This window comes from Sporosarcina sp. NCCP-2222, from assembly GCF_023168145.1.
Lineage (GTDB): Bacteria > Bacillota > Bacilli > Bacillales_A > Planococcaceae > Sporosarcina.
Map to the genome: position 1 here is coordinate 185,890 of NZ_BQYK01000008.1, position 18,079 is coordinate 203,968.

The 18,079-nt window shown below is 46.3% G+C and carries 18 protein-coding genes, 1 rRNA gene and 1 riboswitch; of the genes, 4 read left to right on the forward strand and 15 right to left on the reverse strand.

What is annotated here, in order from left to right; all coding sequences use genetic code 11:
• A partial coding sequence (locus tag NCCP2222_RS16740; protein WP_248513551.1) for an amidohydrolase family protein occupies window positions 1-728 on the reverse strand: 728 nt, incomplete at its 3' end.
• 173 nt (window positions 729-901) lie between these two features.
• Between NCCP2222_RS16740 and NCCP2222_RS16745 the strand changes: the two genes are divergently transcribed.
• The 4 genes from NCCP2222_RS16745 (at window position 902) to NCCP2222_RS16760 (ending at window position 5,227) form a co-directional block, all read left to right on the forward strand.
• Complete coding sequence (locus NCCP2222_RS16745) at window positions 902-1,582, forward strand: class I SAM-dependent methyltransferase (RefSeq protein ID WP_248513522.1); 681 nt, start codon at window positions 902-904, stop codon at window positions 1,580-1,582.
• 72 nt (window positions 1,583-1,654) lie between these two features.
• Window positions 1,655-3,019 carry a spore germination protein gene (locus NCCP2222_RS16750; protein ID WP_248513523.1) on the forward strand — a complete coding sequence of 455 codons (1,365 nt, stop codon included), beginning with the start codon at window positions 1,655-1,657 and terminating at the stop codon, window positions 3,017-3,019.
• The gene (locus tag NCCP2222_RS16755; RefSeq protein ID WP_248513524.1) at window positions 3,016-4,116 is read left to right on the forward strand and encodes a GerAB/ArcD/ProY family transporter; all 1,101 of its coding nucleotides are present in this window, start codon (window positions 3,016-3,018) and stop codon (window positions 4,114-4,116) included. Before NCCP2222_RS16750 ends, NCCP2222_RS16755 begins: the two co-directional genes overlap by 4 nt.
• Window positions 4,109-5,227 carry a Ger(x)C family spore germination protein gene (locus tag NCCP2222_RS16760; RefSeq protein WP_248513525.1) on the forward strand — a complete coding sequence of 373 codons (1,119 nt, stop codon included), beginning with the start codon at window positions 4,109-4,111 and terminating at the stop codon, window positions 5,225-5,227. The genes NCCP2222_RS16755 and NCCP2222_RS16760 overlap by 8 nt, the downstream gene beginning before the upstream one ends.
• Before the next feature lie 44 nt (window positions 5,228-5,271).
• Here NCCP2222_RS16760 and purD read toward each other — a convergent pair whose 3' ends face one another.
• The 14 genes from purD to rrf form a co-directional block, all read right to left on the reverse strand.
• Complete coding sequence (gene purD, locus NCCP2222_RS16765) at window positions 5,272-6,531, reverse strand: phosphoribosylamine--glycine ligase (RefSeq protein WP_248513526.1); 1,260 nt, start codon at window positions 6,529-6,531, stop codon at window positions 5,272-5,274.
• Between the two features lie 13 nt (window positions 6,532-6,544).
• Window positions 6,545-8,080 carry a bifunctional phosphoribosylaminoimidazolecarboxamide formyltransferase/IMP cyclohydrolase gene (gene purH, locus NCCP2222_RS16770; RefSeq protein WP_248513527.1) on the reverse strand — a complete coding sequence of 512 codons (1,536 nt, stop codon included), beginning with the start codon at window positions 8,078-8,080 and terminating at the stop codon, window positions 6,545-6,547.
• Between the two features lie 70 nt (window positions 8,081-8,150).
• Window positions 8,151-8,735 carry a phosphoribosylglycinamide formyltransferase gene (gene purN / locus NCCP2222_RS16775; protein ID WP_248513528.1) on the reverse strand — a complete coding sequence of 195 codons (585 nt, stop codon included), beginning with the start codon at window positions 8,733-8,735 and terminating at the stop codon, window positions 8,151-8,153.
• On the reverse strand, window positions 8,732-9,790 hold the full coding sequence (gene purM, locus NCCP2222_RS16780) for a phosphoribosylformylglycinamidine cyclo-ligase (RefSeq protein ID WP_248513529.1): 1,059 nt from the start codon (window positions 9,788-9,790) through the stop codon (window positions 8,732-8,734). The genes purN and purM overlap by 4 nt, the downstream gene beginning before the upstream one ends.
• Window positions 9,791-9,803: 13 nt before the next feature.
• Window positions 9,804-11,231 carry an amidophosphoribosyltransferase gene (purF, locus tag NCCP2222_RS16785; RefSeq protein WP_248513530.1) on the reverse strand — a complete coding sequence of 476 codons (1,428 nt, stop codon included), beginning with the start codon at window positions 11,229-11,231 and terminating at the stop codon, window positions 9,804-9,806.
• Entirely contained in the window at window positions 11,207-13,438 is a 2,232-nt protein-coding gene (gene purL / locus NCCP2222_RS16790) for a phosphoribosylformylglycinamidine synthase subunit PurL (protein WP_248513531.1), read from the reverse strand. Before purL ends, purF begins: the two co-directional genes overlap by 25 nt.
• Window positions 13,422-14,108 (reverse strand): phosphoribosylformylglycinamidine synthase subunit PurQ, encoded by a 687-nt coding sequence (purQ, locus tag NCCP2222_RS16795; protein ID WP_248513532.1) that lies wholly within the window; start codon window positions 14,106-14,108, stop codon window positions 13,422-13,424. Before purQ ends, purL begins: the two co-directional genes overlap by 17 nt.
• Entirely contained in the window at window positions 14,105-14,359 is a 255-nt protein-coding gene (purS, locus tag NCCP2222_RS16800; RefSeq protein ID WP_207963473.1) for a phosphoribosylformylglycinamidine synthase subunit PurS, read from the reverse strand. The genes purQ and purS overlap by 4 nt, the downstream gene beginning before the upstream one ends.
• A gap of 49 nt (window positions 14,360-14,408) precedes the next feature.
• Complete coding sequence (gene purK, locus NCCP2222_RS16805) at window positions 14,409-15,527, reverse strand: 5-(carboxyamino)imidazole ribonucleotide synthase (RefSeq protein ID WP_248513533.1); 1,119 nt, start codon at window positions 15,525-15,527, stop codon at window positions 14,409-14,411.
• The gene (purE, locus tag NCCP2222_RS16810) at window positions 15,524-16,012 is read right to left on the reverse strand and encodes a 5-(carboxyamino)imidazole ribonucleotide mutase (RefSeq protein WP_248513534.1); all 489 of its coding nucleotides are present in this window, start codon (window positions 16,010-16,012) and stop codon (window positions 15,524-15,526) included. Before purE ends, purK begins: the two co-directional genes overlap by 4 nt.
• A 145-nt stretch (window positions 16,013-16,157) precedes the next feature.
• Window positions 16,158-16,258: riboswitch (purine riboswitch) on the reverse strand.
• Window positions 16,259-16,334: 76 nt separating this feature from the next.
• Complete coding sequence (locus tag NCCP2222_RS16815; RefSeq protein ID WP_248513535.1) at window positions 16,335-16,526, reverse strand: NETI motif-containing protein; 192 nt, start codon at window positions 16,524-16,526, stop codon at window positions 16,335-16,337.
• Window positions 16,516-17,043 carry a DUF2179 domain-containing protein gene (locus NCCP2222_RS16820; protein WP_375709207.1) on the reverse strand — a complete coding sequence of 176 codons (528 nt, stop codon included), beginning with the start codon at window positions 17,041-17,043 and terminating at the stop codon, window positions 16,516-16,518. The genes NCCP2222_RS16815 and NCCP2222_RS16820 overlap by 11 nt, the downstream gene beginning before the upstream one ends.
• A 42-nt stretch (window positions 17,044-17,085) precedes the next feature.
• The gene (locus tag NCCP2222_RS16825; protein WP_248513537.1) at window positions 17,086-17,505 is read right to left on the reverse strand and encodes a hypothetical protein; all 420 of its coding nucleotides are present in this window, start codon (window positions 17,503-17,505) and stop codon (window positions 17,086-17,088) included.
• Between the two features lie 491 nt (window positions 17,506-17,996).
• Window positions 17,997-18,079, reverse strand: a 5S ribosomal RNA gene (gene rrf, locus NCCP2222_RS16830); the annotation flags it as partial.

Genomic DNA, 18,079 nt, shown 5'->3' on the forward strand with positions numbered 1-18,079 from the left:
ACGGCATAACCTTGCAGTAAACGCCGTTCCACCTCCTCGGCTGTCATTGCTTCATGATCGCCATCTGTACCGAGCAACTTCATGCGGGCTAATGTCCTGTCTGAAGCGCCTGGGAAATGGCCTTCGACTTTTTTCCCTGCCTGTTTGGAGGCATCCATTGCTTCCAGCATCGCTTCGTCGCCATTCAGCAATCGAGGCCACCCAGTCAATTCCCCTCCCATGAGTACATCTTTTCGCGAGATCCATTCCTTAATATCATGTATGTTGAAAACCTCTTTTTCATGACGCAGCACGGTTTGCGAATCAAAACGTGCCCACCAGTAAAACGTAAACGGCAGCTCGTTTAATTGGTCCAAAACCTTGAAAGCCTTTTCATTGCCGAGCATCATGAAAAAAGTCAAATTATCCGCCAGGAATGTTGTCGTCCCGAGCCGGCCTGCATATTGGGCAAATGTTTCTGGGTTGTACAACTGGAACGGATGGACGTGCGGCTCGATATAACCAGGCACAATTCGTTTTCCTGTAGCATCAACGATTTCTGTCCCTTCGAGCTGAGCGGGCATTTTCGGTCCTGTGTAGATAATACGATCTTGCAAAATCCAAATATTGCCCGTCATCCACTTCTTAAATATGGAGTGTAAATAGGTTGCATTCTGAATGACCAGTGTCGGCGCCTTTTTACCATCAATTATCTCAATCTGTTCGAAGATTTCTTTCTGGTTCCACATCGTATTGGTCCCCTTTTTCAAAATAGTGCTGTTTTTATCGTAGCATAGCAGTCTCTTGAAACATAGAGCGTTCTTGTATTTATTCAAGAATTTTGAAGGAAATGGGAGATGCGGAGCGAAGTGTACTAGACCGGCAAACGCCGGATTATGATAAGCAAAGGATGATAAGACAGATGGAATTCAACCATGAGATGGCCACAGAATATGACCGCGGCATCCGAAGAACCTTCCCCGCCTATGATGCAATGTTCAAATTAGCCCGCGCCTACTTGCATCACTCTATTGGAGACAATGCTGAAATACTTCTCGCCGGAGCAGGCGGTGGTAATGAACTGGAGTTCTTCGGTCCCCAATATCCGAATTGGTATTTCACAGCCGTAGATCCATCAAGGGAAATGCTCGAACTGGCGGCTCGCAAGGCTACTGCTCTTGGTATCTTGGAACGCGTTCGTTTTGTTAAAGGGTCAGTGGATAAGGTGGAGGAAATTGAACTCTTCGATGCAGCTACCTGTCTGCTTGTCCTTCATTTTATTCCCGATGAACAGGAGAAAGAAGAATTGCTCCGATCCATACGGAAACGGTTAAAGCCCGGGTCGCCTTTCATCTTGGCTGCGATGTACCGGCAAGGATCTGATGACGAGTTCGACGGACTGGTGAATCTTTGGAAGGTGTATTGGCTAGAGACGACCGAACTGTCCCGGGAAGAAATTAATGTAATGGAGGAAAGCGTTCGCTCCCTTTCACTTGTTTCCGAAACTACATTGAAGAATCTATTACATAAAACAGGTTTCGGAACCCCAACAAAGTTTCTTCAAAATGCATTTTTCGGCTGCTGGGTGTGTCATGCCGAGTAGTCCAAAAATGAATGATTTGCGAATTATTGGATACCCTATCTAACAGGATCTGTTGGATGGGAGTGATGAGTAATGGAATCATCTTCAGAAAATCAGCAAACACCTGAATTATTGTTTAGGCTGGCACAGCAGCTTTCCCCTACCAAGGATATCGTTCAAACAACATTACATGTAGAAGGTAAGCAAGCCTATATACTTTATTTAAAAAGTGCGGTTGATGAAACTGTTCTTCATAAAACAGTCGTGAAACCATTTTACGAAACGGCTTCCATCGATATTTACTCCAGTTATCTTGATTCGGCTCCGAATAAAAAAGAGTTGGCTGACGATCACTCCCTTCTTATCGACTTAACTAGAGGACATGTACTCGTCGCGGTTCAAGAACACTACTTTTTGCTCGAAATACGGCATGTAGGATTCGATGAAGTTCAACAAATCACTTTAGAACCGACTATTCACGGCGCTCAATTAGGTCTGAGCGAAAGTATAGAAGTAAGTATGAATGTCATAAGGCAGCGGTACCATCAGCCTTCCCTAGTTTTTGACACCATGCAGCTGAAGGATCAATCGAATCGTGAAATTGCACTTGTCTTTGACAAAGTACTAGTCAATCCGAGAGCGCTTCAATTAATCAAGAAGCGCCTGAAAAACTTGGACTTCCCACTTATTTTATCTTCTGGAGACTTGCAATTATATTTGAATGGCAATAAGAAATCTTTATTTCCCTCTTGCATGCTGACAGAACGGCCAGACCGCCTTATCTATAATATCTCCTCCGGGAAAATTATCATTCTGGTGGATGGAAGCCCGCATGCTGTCATTGCACCGGCTGTTTTTTTCGATTTCATGATATCTATGGAGGATTTATATCACGGCTATTGGATTTCTTTACTCACCTTATTTTTGCGCTATAGTGGATTATTTGCCTGTATCGCACTGCCAGCCCTGTATGTAGGCGTCACGTCATATACACCTGATGTCTTTCGAACCGAACTGGCCTTGACTGTGGCAGCGAGCCGCATAGGCGTTCCGTATCCATCTTATATTGAAGTTTTTTTTATGCTCATATTCATTGAGTTTCTCACAGAAGCGAGTATCCGGCTTCCAACCGCTATTAGTGCGACCGCTACAACAGTAGGAGGTCTTATTTTAGGAACTGCTGCTGTAGAAGCGGCCCTAACATCTAATATTATGATCATCGTGGTATCTCTCGTTGCAGTTTCCACTTTTGTCATCCCAATCAATGAACTGGGCTTTGCGGTAAGGGGCCTGCGATTCATCCTACTTCTATATACGACATTCTTCGGACTAACCGGGTTAGCGATTGGTCTTTTGGGTATCGTTCTCTTCTTGGCTAACAAAGAAAGCTTTGGGGTTGCTTATTTGAAGTTTGGGTGGAAAAACCGGAAAAAGGAATTGGGGATTGGTGAGAAATGAATCGCTTTCTTTATTACTTCATCATTCTCAATTTGATTGCGAATATTGTCGTGGAAGTGCCAAAAATTTTAATGGACTTTAGTGAACGGGGCGCCGTTACATCAATAGCTCTGGCTTTAATCATTGGCGTAGCGTTAAATTGGATGATCATAAATGCATTCAAGCCCTATCCAGGACGCAGCCTGCCTGAACTGCTTCAATTATATACACCAAAGTGGTTGAATAAACCAGTATTGCTTTACCTATCTGCCAACTGGTTTATCGCAGGCTTATTATCAATTTCAACATTCACCTTGTTGTTAAAACGCTTTTTAACACCTGAAATGTCTTCTTATATCATCGTTTCTTCGTTTGTCTTTCTTGTTTCATACGGAATTTTAATGAAAACCAATAGCCTCTTGAATTCATTGGAGATAATTTTGATATTGAATATCCCAATTGTACTTTTCTTAATTGCAAAAGTGTATTTTGATCAGTCAATGGATTGGGACTATGTAAAAGTCGCTTTAACTTACGTAAACAACTGGCCCAATTATTCTGCTGTAGCAGCAGCATTATACCCTATGATCGGAATCGTTAATATTGTCATTTTTAACAAGTACCTGATTACAAAAGTAAATATGGGATTAAAACAATTGCTCATTATCTTTCTTATAGGTGGTTTGACTTTGTTCACAACTTACTTCATTCCTATGGGTTACATCGGATTTGGATTGTCTGATAAACTCCAATATCCTTGGATTTTGACAAGCGACTCAGTTCGGTTGAAGTATGGGCTAATTGAAAGGTTTATCTTCATTTTCCTGCTCATTTTCCTATCTCTTAGCTTTTTGAATATAACCATCCATTGGCATGTTGCACAGAAGCTGCTTGAAGCAGTATATCGAACAAAAAAACTGATAATCAAGGGAAAGGACTTAAATCCTTATTTATGGATTATCTTATTTTGGGGAATTACCTTTATTGTGGCAGGACGCATGACCGAATATCAGCTCTTCCTTGTTGGCAAGTACTTCTTTAACCAAATGCCTCTTTTCACAGCCGTGCTAATCGCTTCACTTCTGTTAATAAAACGAGGTGCTAAAAAACATGGGTAAAGCCAGCCGAATGAAACGCTGTATTCTTGTATTAGTACTCCTGTCCAGTACAATCTTATCTGCTTGTGCATTTAAGGATATCGACCGGCGTTTATTTGTGTCAGTCATCGGGATTGATCCTGCAGAAAAATTGGATAAGGGATTCAAAGTAACATTGAAAATCGCTATTCCATTCGGCGCCATAAAACAAGCATCTAGTCCGACGTTTGCCTATCTATCTGAAGAAGGGGAAACGGTAGGGGAAGCGATCCGGATATTGGAGACTCATGTGGACAAAGTATTAGAGTTCGGCCATATGAAGACAATTGTCGTAAACGAAGAGCTGTTGAAAGGCGACTTGCAGGAATTTATGAATTACTTCGTCCGTCGAGGTGATTTACAAATGATTTCCTACGTCACTGCGGCCCGACCTTCCGCGGAAACCATCCTAAAAGTAGAACCTAACACTGAAGCACCTGCCTCTATTTCCTTTTTCAACTTTTTCGGTGGAACCGGAACAGAAAGTCCATTTATAGTTACCTGCTATCTATTCGAGTTCAGAAGAGATTATTTTTCAAAAGGAATAGATCCTGTGTTACCGATCATGGAGACGAATGAAGATAAAAGTGAACTCATAGTCAATAAATCAATTGTCGTCGGAGAGAAGGGTAAAACTTTAGAACTTGATTCTATCTTAACGAAACAATACAATTCACTCGTTCATAATGCATCCGGTTTTTCTTATAAAGTGAAAGAGGATGGATTGCAATTATTGCTAAATATTGACAAGATTGATACAAAGTTTAAGATTCTCTCTGATGATGGCCGACCATCCAAAGTCGTGCTGACTATAAATAAAGTCGGTTTTATCGGTGAGTCCAATAAACCTCTGTCACCAAAGAAACTCCCATACTACAGTAATCTCGCCGAGCATGCATTAAAATCTAAAGTTCATGAGTTAGTAATGAAATTACAGAAGGAACAGTTAGATCCATTTGGTTTTGGATTGCGTTATCGTACTATGAGACTTCACTCATCGGACCCTTATAAGTTATGGGAAGAAGCGTATCCAGACATCGAATTTGATGTGGTCATGAAAATCCATTTAAAAAGTACTGGCGTCACAGAATAAAAAACTGCACCTTCACTTGTTCGTTGGGTGCAGTTTTTACTTTATTATTGAATGGCACGCCAGCCGATGTCCGTCCGGTAGAAAAAGCCATTCCATTCATGCTTTGCTAATGTCTTATATACTTCTTCCTGTGCTTCTTTCAGTGTATCCGCTTTGGCGGCAATCAAAAGCACCCTGCCTCCATTGCCGATAAAGGCATCCCCAGAAAGCTTAGTGCCCGCGTGAAAGACGACTGCCCCATTCTTGTCTACATTGGTTAGATCCGGTAAATTGGCACCTTGCTGAACCTCTCCCGGATAACCATCTGAAGCGACAACCACCCCAAGCATCTCCTGCTTGTTCCATTTCAACTCATACTCTTCCTCTGCCATGAGCGCACACATAAATTCCCCGAAATCGGTATCCATACGAGGAAGGACGACTTGCGTTTCCGGATCGCCGAAACGTGCGTTGAATTCAATTACCTTTGGCCCTTCCTTCGTCAAAATTAATCCAGCGTAAAGGATGCCCGTAAAAGGGTTGCCTTCTTGGGCCATCGCTTCAACTGTTGGAATGACCACTTGATCATAGGCTGTATCAATTACGCCGGGGCTAATCTGAGGAACCGGGGAATACGCACCCATCCCGCCAGTATTCGGCCCTTTATCTCCGTCGAACGCCCGCTTATGATCTTGCGCAATCGGCATAGGATAGATCTTGCTGGCATGGACAAACGACATGAAGGAAAATTCTTCACCTTCCAAAAATTCTTCAATGACAATCCTGGATGAGGAGTCACCAAATTTTTGATTGCCAATCATATCGTCCACCGCTTCGAGCGCTTCCTCTAGCGTCATCGCTACGACGACACCTTTTCCGGCTGCTAACCCATCCGCTTTAATAACAATCGGAGCCCCTTGCTCGTGGATGAAAGCTTTTGCCCGATCCGCATCCGTAAACGTACCGTAGGAAGCCGTTGGAATGCCATATTGTTTCATCAGTTCCTTGGCAAAGGACTTGCTGCCTTCCAACTGGGCTGCTGCCTGTGTCGGCCCGAAAATGGCCAGTCCTTTTTCCAAGAAGTAATCCACAATACCTTCCGCGAGAGGCTGCTCTGGCCCGACGAAGGTCAGATCGATCCGATTGTCCCGTGCAAAGTCCGCAAGACGATCAAACTCAAGAACGCCAATTGGAACACATGTCACTTCCTGCTTCATGCCATCATTTCCCGGGGCGACAAACACCGCAGAAACAGAAGGAGAACTGGCAAACTGCCGGGCAATGGCGTGTTCACGCCCCCCGCTCCCGATCACAAGTACTTTCATTCTCGTATCCTCCTCAATGTTTGAAATGACGAATGCCTGTGAATACCATGGCGATCCCATATTCATTTGCTTTACGGATGGAGTCTTCATCTTTTACCGATCCGCCCGGCTGAATAATTGCGGTGATTCCGGCCTTGGCAGCTGCTTCGACTGTATCGTCCATTGGGAAAAACGCATCCGAGGCGAGTGCCGCACCCTTTGCAAGCTCACCTGCTTGGGATAATGCGATCTGCGCAGCACCGACGCGATTCATTTGGCCTGCTCCGACACCAAGAGTTCTGTCGGGATCGGCAATGACAATCGCATTGGATTTCACATGTTTCACAACCGCCCAGCCCATTCGCATAGCTGCCCATTCCGCTTCTGTCGGTTCCCGATCGGTCGCAACCCGGATATCTGCATCGTCAAAACCGAGTGCATCCGGTTCCTGCATGAGCAATCCGCCTTCGACAGAGACTGTGTTCCATGTGTCTTTTTTCGCTTGGTCAAATGGAATCGTCAATAGGCGAACATTCTTCTTTTTCATCAGCGTATTGATTGCCTCGTCCGTAAACGAAGGTGAGATGATAATTTCGAGAAAAATTCCAGCTAGCTGCGTCGCTGTCTCTTCATCCACTTCACGATTTAGCGCCACAATCCCCCCAAAGATGGAAACGGGATCTGCTTCGTAAGCTTTCGTGAAAGCTTTCGCGATACAATCGCCAGTTCCTACTCCACATGGATTCATATGTTTTACAGCAACTGCTGCCGGACGATTGAATTCCTTCACAATCTGAATGGCTGCGTTAGCATCTTGGATATTGTTATAGGAAAGCTCTTTACCGTGCAATTGTGTGGCGTTGGCAATTGAAAAATCGGAACCGAGTGGACGACTGTAAAAAGCAGCTTTCTGATGTGGGTTTTCCCCATAACGGAGCGGCTGCTTCAATTCGTATGTATACGTCACCTGCTCTGGGAACTCTTCTCCAGTGAGTTCCGTTAAATAACCTGAAATAAGCGCGTCGTACGCGGCGGTATGACGGAATACTTTTGCGGCAAGACGTCTTCTTGTTTCTTGTGTCGTTTCTCCCTGTGTCTGCAATTCTGAGAGAACAGCTTCATAATCTGCTGCATCCACTATAACCGTTACGAAAGCATGGTTTTTTGCGGAAGCTCTCAGCATTGCCGGACCACCGATATCGATGTTTTCAATCGCTTCTTCAACTGTCACGCCAGGTTTTGAAATCGTCTCTTTGAAAGGATAGAGATTCACACAGACAATATCGATCGGCTGTATGCCATGCTCCTCCATTTGAGCTACATGGCCTGAATCATTCCGTTTTGCAAGGAGACCTCCATGGATCATCGGGTTCAGCGTCTTCACGCGGCCTTCCATGATTTCCGGAAACCCGGTCACTTCGTCGACGGCTGTCACTGCTACACCGTTTTCCTTCAAATGCTTCATCGTACCGCCAGTCGATAAAATTTCATATCCCAACGCTTCTAAGGATTGAGCAAACTCCAGAACCCCACTTTTATCCGAAACGCTAAGCAATGCGCGTTTTTTCAAGAATTTCCCCTCCGTTTATATAAATAAAACCGGTATGACACCGGTTTCTCTTCTCGTTAATCTAATCAATTCACTGCTTGCTGCCCTTCCGCAAGAGAAGTTTTTGCAACACAGTTTTATATAATTCGTGTTCCACCGCATGAATCGCGAGGGCTGTCTGTTCTTTATCCCCTTCCACGACATCTATGGCCTGCTGGGCAAGAATCGGCCCGGTGTCCATACCTTCATCCACCAAATGAACCGTAACGCCCGTTACTTTGACGCCATGGTCTACTGCTTGGCCAATGGCGTCCTTTCCTGGGAAAGAAGGAAGAAGGGATGGATGGATATTAAGAATGCGAGATGGATAGGCAGTTAGCAATACTGGCCCAATGAGGCGCATGTATCCCGCCAGAACAATCCAATCCACTCGTTCCTCCCGCAATGTAAGGAGAATGGTTTCCTCGTACTGCTGCTTGGACGGAAATGCTTTTGGTTCGAACGCGACCACTCGCACACCCGCCTGTTTCGCCCGTTCCACGACAAATGCCGCCGGCCGGTCTGTAATGACAACAGCGATTTCCGCTGGCAATTCTCCTTCTCTGCATGCGTTTTCCAGGGCGGCAAAGTTACTGCCTCTGCCCGAAGCGAAGATGGCAATTCGTTGCTTCCTCATTGATCTAAGCTCCCATCGTGCTCCCCGATGAACTTGACTCCTTTGCCTTCCACGACCTGGCCGATGACATATGCCTCTTCCCCATGCTCTGCTGCAATCTGGATGGCCCTCTTTGCCTGTTCAGCCGGCATTGCGACAACGAAACCAATACCCATGTTGAAGACACTGTACAGATCGCGGTCTTCCAATTTGCCTTTTTCCTTCAGCATTTTAAAGACTGGCAATACCGGCCAGGAGCCGAGTTTAATTTCCACACCAAAACCACTCTTGAACATCCGCGGCAAATTCTCATAGAAGCCGCCGCCAGTAATATGGCCCATCGCATGAATTTCTAACTCTCCATGCATTTGCATAACCGGCTTTGCATAAATTTTTGTCGGTTCCAAAAGGGCTGTTCCAACTTTGCCGAGTTCTTCATACCCTGCAATATATTGATCCAGCTCATACCCTTGCTCATCCAGCACAATCTTACGCACGAGCGAATAGCCATTCGAATGAATTCCGCTGGAAGCAATCCCAACGAGGACATCACCAATTGCCACTTTATCACCTGTTACAATATTGCTTTTCTCACAAGCACCGACTGCAAAGCCTGCTAAATCGTATTCATCGATATCATATAGCCCCGGCATCTCAGCCGTTTCACCGCCAATTAATGCTACTCCCGCCTGAACACATCCATCTGCAATCCCTTTGACAATCGCTTCCACCTTTTCGGGCACTGCTTTGCCAAGCGCAATGTAATCGAGGAAATAAAGCGGCTCTGCGCCCTGTGCAACAATATCGTTGACACACATGGCGACACAATCGATGCCGATCGTATCATGCCGATCCGCCAAAAACGCAAGCTTCAATTTTGTTCCTACGCCGTCGGTACCCGACACGAGAACAGGTTCCTTGAATTGTAATGCAGACAAATCGAACATCCCGCCAAAACCACCGAACGTTCCAGCTACTCCTGCACGCGCTGTACGTGCAACATGCGATTTCATCCGTTCCACCGACTCATAACCTGCCTCGATATTAACGCCGGCAGACTCATACGCCTTTGACATAGGTAAAGCCTCCTTATCGTACGATCTCTTTTTCATGCGGCAATACAGTATCCGCATAGATTTCAGTCGGGTACTCCCCAGTGAAGCAGGCCAAGCATTGTCCACAATTTTTCATTTCACCGGAACGGCCAATAGCATTTAGCATGCCTTCTTTCGAGAGGAAGGTAAGCGAGTCTGCATTGATCAGTTCCCGTATTTCTTCAACCGAACGGCCTGTTGCGATTAATTCCGAATCCGTGCTAATATCTACGCCGTAAAAACAGGGACTGACGAGCGGAGGAGCCGCGATAACGACATGGACCTCTAAAGCGCCCGCTTCCTTCAGCATGTTGACGATCCGCTTGGATGTCGTCCCTCTTACGATCGAATCATCCACCATGACGACACGCTTTCCAGCAACGACTTGATGGACAGGCGAGAGCTTCATTTTAACGCCGCGTTCGCGCATTGATTGCGTCGGCTGTATGAACGTCCGGCCTACGTAGCGGTTTTTGATTAACCCTAACTCATATGGTATCCCGCTTACTTCCGAGAAACCGATTGCGGCAGAGATGCTTGAATCGGGTACACCTGTCACTACATCTGCGTCAATGCTCACTTCTCTGGCCAGCTGCTTGCCGCACCGTTTCCGAGCCATATGAATATTGATGCCATCGATGTCAGAATCAGGACGCGAGAAATAAACATACTCCATGGAACAGATCGCTCGTTCCGCCGGTTCCGCATACTGATCCGAGTAACAGCCGCTGTCATTAATAATGAGCAGTTCTCCCGGCATGACCGAGCGAACATGTTCGGCGCCAATCAAATCAAACGCGCACGTTTCCGAAGCGACCACCCAGGCATCCCCGAGCTTACCAAGGGATAAGGGGCGCAAACCGTTCGGATCCTGTGCCACCATCAACCCTTCTTCCGTCAGGACAACGAATGCAAATGCACCTTTCAACATAGAGAGCGCCTTTTTCACCCGATCACGCTGCGTCAGCGACCCGCTGCTGCTCCGCTTGATAAGATGAGCGAGCACTTCCGTATCTGACGTCGTTTGAAAAATACTCCCCAGCTTTTCCAGGTTCTCTTTTAAATCTTTGGCATTGACCAAATTGCCGTTGTGGGCAATCGCCATGCTGCCAGTAGTGGATCGGAAGACGAGCGGCTGGACGTTTTCCGCCCCTCGCCCTTCTTCCGTCGTATACCGTACTTGGCCAATGGCTGTATGCCCCGTTAAAGCTTTTAATTTCCCATCAGAAAAGACTTCATTTACAAGTCCTTCACCTTTCACAACATGAAGACCTTTACCATCTTTCGATACAATGCCAGCACCTTCCTGCCCGCGGTGCTGAAGGGCGTGAAGGCCATAATACGTAATCTGCGCAGCATCTTCATGCCCCCAGATGCCGAATATGCCGCATTCTTCGTTTAGCCCTCGCAGTTCAGCAAGCATGGAATAGCCCCTTTCCAAGCGGACTGGAATTCTTCCACTGTTCCATCAATCAACGAATCACCCGCTTCATCTTTGATGACAATCTTTCCGGTATCTGTCACAACTCCAATGGTAACAGCAGACGCTACTTCTCTTTCAAAAGCCTTCGCATTCTCAGCTTTAACAGTTACTAGGAAACGAGATTGTGTTTCACTAAATAACGCGCTCACAGCAGAGCCTGTAACTTTTACATCTGCACCAAGACCTCCGGCACCAAACGCCTTCTCACAAAGAGCGATGGCAAGCCCGCCTTCTGACAAATCCGTCGCAGACTGTACAAGTCCGCCTTGGATAGCGGAAAGTAATTCTTGTTGGCGTCGCGCTTCCACTTCCAAATCAATAGCTGGCGCTTTACCTGAGATTTTCCCATGGAGCATTTGCTGAAGCTCACTGCCCCCAAATTCGGTCGCTGTTTCGCCGATTAGATAAATTTGATCCCCTGCTTGTTTAAAAACAGTCGTCGTCACGTCTACTAGATTGTGTACAATACCAACCATTCCTATTGTCGGTGTAGGATAAACTGGCACCCCATTCACTTCATTCGACATGGACACATTACCGCCGATAATCGGTGCATTTAACGTGCTGCAAGCCTCTGATATGCCGTCCGCAGACTTTTCAATCTGCCAGAACACTTCTGGTTTATCCGGACTGCCAAAGTTCAAGCAATCTGTAGCAGCGATTGGTTCCGCACCCGAGCAGACTAAATTACGCGCTGCTTCTGCCACTGCAATTTTGCCTCCCATTTCCGGGTCCAAATAGATGTAGCGTGAATTACAATCAGCAGTCATCGCAAGGCCTTTATTCGTTCCCCTAACCCGGATGACGCCAGAAGATGAACCAGGTGCTACAACCGTATTTGTCCGTGCCTGCGTATCAAATTGGTTATAGACCCATTCTTTCGAAGCAATTGTCGGACGCTGCAACAAAGCGATAAGCGTTTCCTTCAAACTCTCAACTGAAGGCTCCGCGTCTTCCATTGCTTGGTATTCTTTAAAATAGGCCGGCTCTTCGGACTTTTTATGGTAGACTGGTGCATCTTCCGCAAGCGCATCGGCGGAAACCTCGGCAACCACTTCTCCTTTATGGAAAAGCCGAAGCATCTTGTCGTCTGTCACCTTACCGATAGCGACTGCTTCCAAGCCATACTTCGTGAACAGATCAATGATTTCCTGCTCACGTCCTTGCTTCACGACAACGAGCATGCGCTCTTGTGATTCAGAAAGCATCATCTCATACGGCGTCATACCTTCTTCTCTTTGCGGCACTAAATCTAAGTTCATTTCCACCCCGTAGCCTGCTTTGGAAGCCATTTCAGCTGAAGAAGAAGTTAATCCAGCAGCCCCCATGTCCTGAATACCAATTAGCGCATCCGATTTCACGAGCTCCAAGCAGGCTTCCATGAGAAGCTTCTCTAGATAAGGGTCCCCCGCCTGCATAACCGGAAGTTCCGCCTTTTCCTCCACTTTTACTTCCGCCGAGGACATAGTCGCCCCGTTAATACCATCTCTACCCGTTTTAGCACCAACATACATCACTGTATTGCCGACTCCAGATGCCACGCCTTTTTGGATATCTTCATGATTCAATAATCCGACTGCCATCGCGTTGACGAGAGGACGCTTGGAATAGCTGTTATCAAATTGCACTTCCCCTGCAATGGTCGGAATGCCGATAATATTACCGTAACTTGCTATACCGGCAACTGCTTCTTCGAATAAATAACGGTCCCGCTCGTCCGTCAAATCGCCAAAACGCATGGAATTCACAAGCGCGACTGGCCGGGCTCCCATGGAGAAGACGTCGCGGATAATGCCGCCTGCCCCCGTTGCCGCTCCGATGAACGGTTCAATCGCAGAAGGAGAGTTATGGGATTCAAGCTTAAACACGACCGCCTGGTTGTCCCCGATGTCGACTATGCCAGCCCCTTCGCCAGGTCCTTGCAATACTCGCGCACCCTCTGTCGGGAACTTCCGCAGGATCGGCTTGGAACTTTTATAGGAACAGTGCTCCGACCACATAGCGGAAAACAAGCCCGTTTCTGTATAGTTAGGGAGCCGTCCAATCATAGAACAAGCCCGCTCGTATTCTTCTTCGGTCATTCCCAATTGAAGATACAATTTTTCCTCTTTGATTTGCTGCGCTGTCGGTTCATGCTTGGCTGACATGTTGTTCACTCCCGTTTTTCAAGATTGACTGGAATAAAGGCAGACCGTCTGTTCCTCCGATGATAGCTTCCACCGCCCGCTCAGGCAGCGGCATCATTCCTAGGACATTGCCTTGTTCATTCAAGATCCCTGCGATCGCTTCTGTGCTGCCGTCTTCATTGCCATCTTTATACGTGAAGACAATTCGTTTATTATCTTTTAACTGAGTAACGGTTTCTGCATTAACGCAATAATTGCCGTACGCATGCGCGAATGGCAGTGCGATCTCCTGCTCGGCTTCATAACCGGAAGTGAAGCTGGTTTCTGCATTTTGTACCACGAGTTTTGCTTGGCCAGATCTGAATTTCAAGCTTTTATTCATAAGGAACGCACCCGGCAGCAGGCCAGCTTCTACTAAAATCTGAAAGCCGTTGCCAACACCGAGGATTGGTTTTCCAGATGCCGCAAATTCATGAAGCTGACTTATGACGGCCGAACTTTTTGCCAAGGCACCTGGACGCAAATAATCGCCATATGCCGCACCGGTGGGAATCAAAACCGCATCAAACAAAGACAAATCCGCTTCCGTATGCCATACGCACTCCACATCCGCTTTGACAATATCGTTTACCGCATGAAACATATCGAGATCACAACTCGAGCCTGGGAACTTCAGTACAGCAAATCTCATTGCCCTGCAACCTCCCCAATTTCAAAGCGATAGTCCTCAATCACTTGATTAATCAACAACTTCTCACACATTTCTGTGACACGGCCTTCAATAGCTGCCGCAGTACCATCCAGTTCCAATTCGATCAATTTACCAATACGGACATTTTGGACTTCATTAAAACCTAACGTTTGAAGTGCCTCTTTTGCGGCAATTCCTTGTGGATCTACTACACTCTCGCGAAGCGTTACGTATACGTTTACCTTTGTCATGTCTGTTTCCTCCTAATGGGAATAAATTGTATTTGAAATGGTGATGGACTTACGACCAAATGCGAGTTTGTTCAATTTCCTCAAGTGTCGTTTCGATACTGTCAGTCAAAATAGTGATATGCCCCATTTTCCGTTTCTCTTTCGCTTCGGCTTTGCCATAGAGATGAACTGACCAATCAGGGTAATTGGTAACTGCTTTCTTTAATGATGTAACATGTTCACCTAAGACGTTTACCATGATGGTCGGACGCAGCAATTTCGGTTCGCGCAGCGGCCAGCCGCAGATCGCACGTATATGTTGATGAAACTGCGAAATATTGCATCCTTCAATCGAGTAATGGCCAGAGTTATGCGGACGTGGCGCCAACTCATTAATCAGAATCTCGCCATCCTCTAAAACAAACATTTCCACTGCCAGTGTCCCGACCAGCTGCAAATGATCTGCAATAAGCCGAGCTGCTTGTTCTGCTTTTATCCGTATGGAATCAGATACTCTGGCCGGAACAATGGATTCATGCAAAATATGATTCTTGTGAATGTTTTCTGCGATGGGCAGGCAATACGTTTCGCCATTTGCACTCCGTTGCACAATTACCGAAATCTCTTTAACAAACGGAACGAATGCTTCCGCAATACATGCCGAATGAGTAAATAACGATTCGGCAGCAGGCAATGCATCGGCAGAGTCCACTTTCACCTGCCCCTTTCCGTCATAGCCGCCAACAGCGGTTTTAACAACGCAAGGAAAACCGACTTTGTCTATATGATCTACTAATTCTTGATAGGTGGAAGCTACAATATAAGGAGCGACAGGAGCACCCGATGCAGTAATCTCCGCTTTTTCATGAATGCGATTTTGCGTAATCCTTACAAGTTCTGCACCTTGCGGGATATATGTATCTTGGGAAAGACGCTTCAGTCCTTCATAATCAATATTTTCAAACTCATACGTGACAACATCGCTGACTTCCCCTAGTTCTTCAAGTGCCACTTCGTCATTATAGGGAGCCACAATCCGGATATCCGCCACTTGGCCGCACGGTGAATCCATAACGGGGTCTAACACAGCAATCTTAAAGCCGGCTTCTTTGGCTGCCAGGGCCATCATTCGCCCCAGCTGTCCTCCTCCGATAATACCGATGGTCTGACCTGGTAAAATGGTTTTCATTCTAGTTCACCACTGCTTTCCAAGGATGCCTCACGGATGGCATTTCGCCTTTCCTCCAGCCGTCCCCTTAATTCCTTGTCGTAAACTGCTAGAAATTGGGCGGCCAGCAATCCAGCATTGGTCGCCCCGGCTTTACCAATCGAGACAGTAGCTACTGGAACCCCGCCGGGCATTTGGACGATCGATAGCAATGAATCCATTCCATTCAGCGCCTTCGACTGAACAGGAACACCGATCACAGGCAGCAATGTCTTAGCCGCAACCATTCCAGGCAAGTGTGCAGCTCCCCCGGCACCCGCGATGATGACTTCAATCCCCCTGCCATCTGCCTCTTCCGCATATTGGAACATAGCATCTGGAGTCCGATGGGCCGACACCACTTTCTTTTCATACGGAACATGGAGTTCATCCAACACATCACAAGCATGCTTCATCGTATCCCAATCACTTTTGCTTCCCATAATGACGCCGACTTTCGGTTTCACAATGCATCTGCCCCCTTAAGAATAAAATAAAAAGCCCTCGAACGATCCACTCTCCAAATAGCATGGAAAGCGGAACATTCGAGGACGTCATCGCAAAGAAAATGATGAAAAATCCCATTGGCAAAAAAACACCTTCGCCAAATTTACGGATGTCGCTTCCCCGCATAGTCCGGACATTTACGGTGTCCTGGTAGAGACACTGGAGCCGATTCTCCAGCATATATGTGGGTGTTATTACACTATTATCATAACAAGACGATTCTGAAACGTCAATGTAAACCGAACGATATATCGCGTGAATTACTTTTTTGTTCGGTTTTTATTATGATTCTTTAAGAATTCCTTTGAATTTTATTACTTGGCGTACCGGAATATACGCTCCATCCTTCTCCATGAAGACAGGCTCCTCTTTCCGGCCCGCCACAGTATACCCTACAGCTGCTAACCGGTTTAAACACTCTTCAATTGTTTCGCCCTCTTCGACTTCAAACCAAACCGTCTTCTTACGAGTCATCCGACAATTTCCCTTTCCGTATGGACTTTACCCAAAAGCCGCCATGAATCGTCTTCGGCTCATAGGCAATAATAAAAGCTTTTGGATCAATTTGCTTAATTGTATCATATAGTTTCAACTCATACTTGCGAGGCGTCAAAATCTGCATCGCCGACCGGTTGCCTTCCAACCCATTGGCCGCCCAATCCGTCACACCATACCCTTTCTCTCTCAAGATAGCGGGCATCCGATGATCAATATCAGCCGTAATTACATTGACTGTAATATAACCAAGCGCCAGCTTCTCTTCAATTTTCATGCCCGTCACAATACCAATCCCAAAGCCTAACGCATACGCAATGATATTCTGTACTTTATCCAAATTATCGAGCACCAGCCCTAGACCGACAATATAAATGACCACTTCAATCATACTCACCGCTGCTGCAACATACCGATAACCCTTCAATGTCAAAATCATGCGGATCGTAAAAAACGAAACATACACCACATTGATAACTAAAATGATGAAGAATATTTTCACGCCGATCCCTCCTCCCATAATTCTCCTTATCCGTCTCTACCCTTGTATAGGAGAGATACACGTCCGGTTTAGGAGAAATTTATCATGGGGACGGCAGTATTTCGAGTTGAACTCCAATAAATCGGGATGAACGCCAATAACGTGGGGGGAAAGCCAATAACCTCGGCTGAACGCCAATAAACTGGGGTGAACGCCAATATCGCGAGCTGAACGCCAATAAACCGGGCTGAACGCCAATAACGTGAGCTGAACGCCAATAAACCGGGCTGAACGCCAATAAACTGGGGTGAACGCCAATATCGCGAGCTGAACGCCAATAAACCGAGCTGAACGCCAATAACTCAGGCTGAACGCCAATAAACCGGACTGAACGCCAATAACGTGAGCTGCACGCCAATAACGCGAGTTAAACGCCAATAACCCGGATGCAACACCAATAAACCAGCCATACGCCAAATTATCATGTTAAGCGCCAAATAAACAGGACAATGCGCCAAATCCATGTCTGGTAAGAATGCAAAATAGCATATGCTATCTTCAGATCTTTTTATATTGATCAACATAAAATGTGCACCATTCCTTCCAACAAGCTCGCTGGACACCATTTTTGAATTGATATCTAGTTCCAGAAATAAAAAAGCCATCCTTCACAGAGGTTGGCTAATACAAAATCCATAGTGATACCTGCCGGTACCCAACTTATAAGAGCAAAAAAAAACCATCCCCACAGGGGATGGCCTTTGCCCGGCGACGTCCTACTCTCACAGGGGGAAGCCCCCTGCGAAATTTGCACCTTGCGGTGTAAATTATCGCAAAGCGGCAAAGCCGCTTTACTAGCCATCGGTTCCTGCTTGCATTAAGTGTTTCTTATAAGATCTTTAAAGATACCTGACGGTATCTATTATATTCAAGCACAAAAAAACCATCCCCCACAGGGGATGGCCTTTGCCCGGCGACGTCCTACTCTCACAGGGGGAAGCCCCCTACTACCATCGGCGCTGAAGAACTTAACTTCCGTGTTCGGTATGGG

Excerpts from the sequence above, each read along its gene's own strand:
- purF (WP_248513530.1), bottom strand. The coding sequence starts at position 11,231 with ATGCTTGCTGAACTGCGAGGGCTAAACGAAGAATGCGGCATATTCGGC.
- purN (WP_248513528.1), bottom strand. The coding sequence starts at position 8,735 with ATGAGGAAGCAACGAATTGCCATCTTCGCTTCGGGCAGAGGCAGTAAC.
- NCCP2222_RS16745 (WP_248513522.1), top strand. The coding sequence starts at position 902 with ATGGAATTCAACCATGAGATGGCCACAGAATATGACCGCGGCATCCGA.
- purM (WP_248513529.1), bottom strand. The coding sequence starts at position 9,790 with ATGTCAAAGGCGTATGAGTCTGCCGGCGTTAATATCGAGGCAGGTTAT.
- purK (WP_248513533.1), bottom strand. The coding sequence starts at position 15,527 with ATGAAAACCATTTTACCAGGTCAGACCATCGGTATTATCGGAGGAGGA.
- NCCP2222_RS16750 (WP_248513523.1), top strand. The coding sequence starts at position 1,655 with ATGGAATCATCTTCAGAAAATCAGCAAACACCTGAATTATTGTTTAGG.
- purS (WP_207963473.1), bottom strand. The coding sequence starts at position 14,359 with ATGACAAAGGTAAACGTATACGTAACGCTTCGCGAGAGTGTAGTAGAT.
- NCCP2222_RS16760 (WP_248513525.1), top strand. The coding sequence starts at position 4,109 with ATGGGTAAAGCCAGCCGAATGAAACGCTGTATTCTTGTATTAGTACTC.
- purQ (WP_248513532.1), bottom strand. The coding sequence starts at position 14,108 with ATGAGATTTGCTGTACTGAAGTTCCCAGGCTCGAGTTGTGATCTCGAT.
- purD (WP_248513526.1), bottom strand. The coding sequence starts at position 6,531 with ATGAAAGTACTTGTGATCGGGAGCGGGGGGCGTGAACACGCCATTGCC.
- purL (WP_248513531.1), bottom strand. The coding sequence starts at position 13,438 with ATGTCAGCCAAGCATGAACCGACAGCGCAGCAAATCAAAGAGGAAAAA.
- NCCP2222_RS16755 (WP_248513524.1), top strand. The coding sequence starts at position 3,016 with ATGAATCGCTTTCTTTATTACTTCATCATTCTCAATTTGATTGCGAAT.
- NCCP2222_RS16815 (WP_248513535.1), bottom strand. The coding sequence starts at position 16,526 with ATGACTCGTAAGAAGACGGTTTGGTTTGAAGTCGAAGAGGGCGAAACA.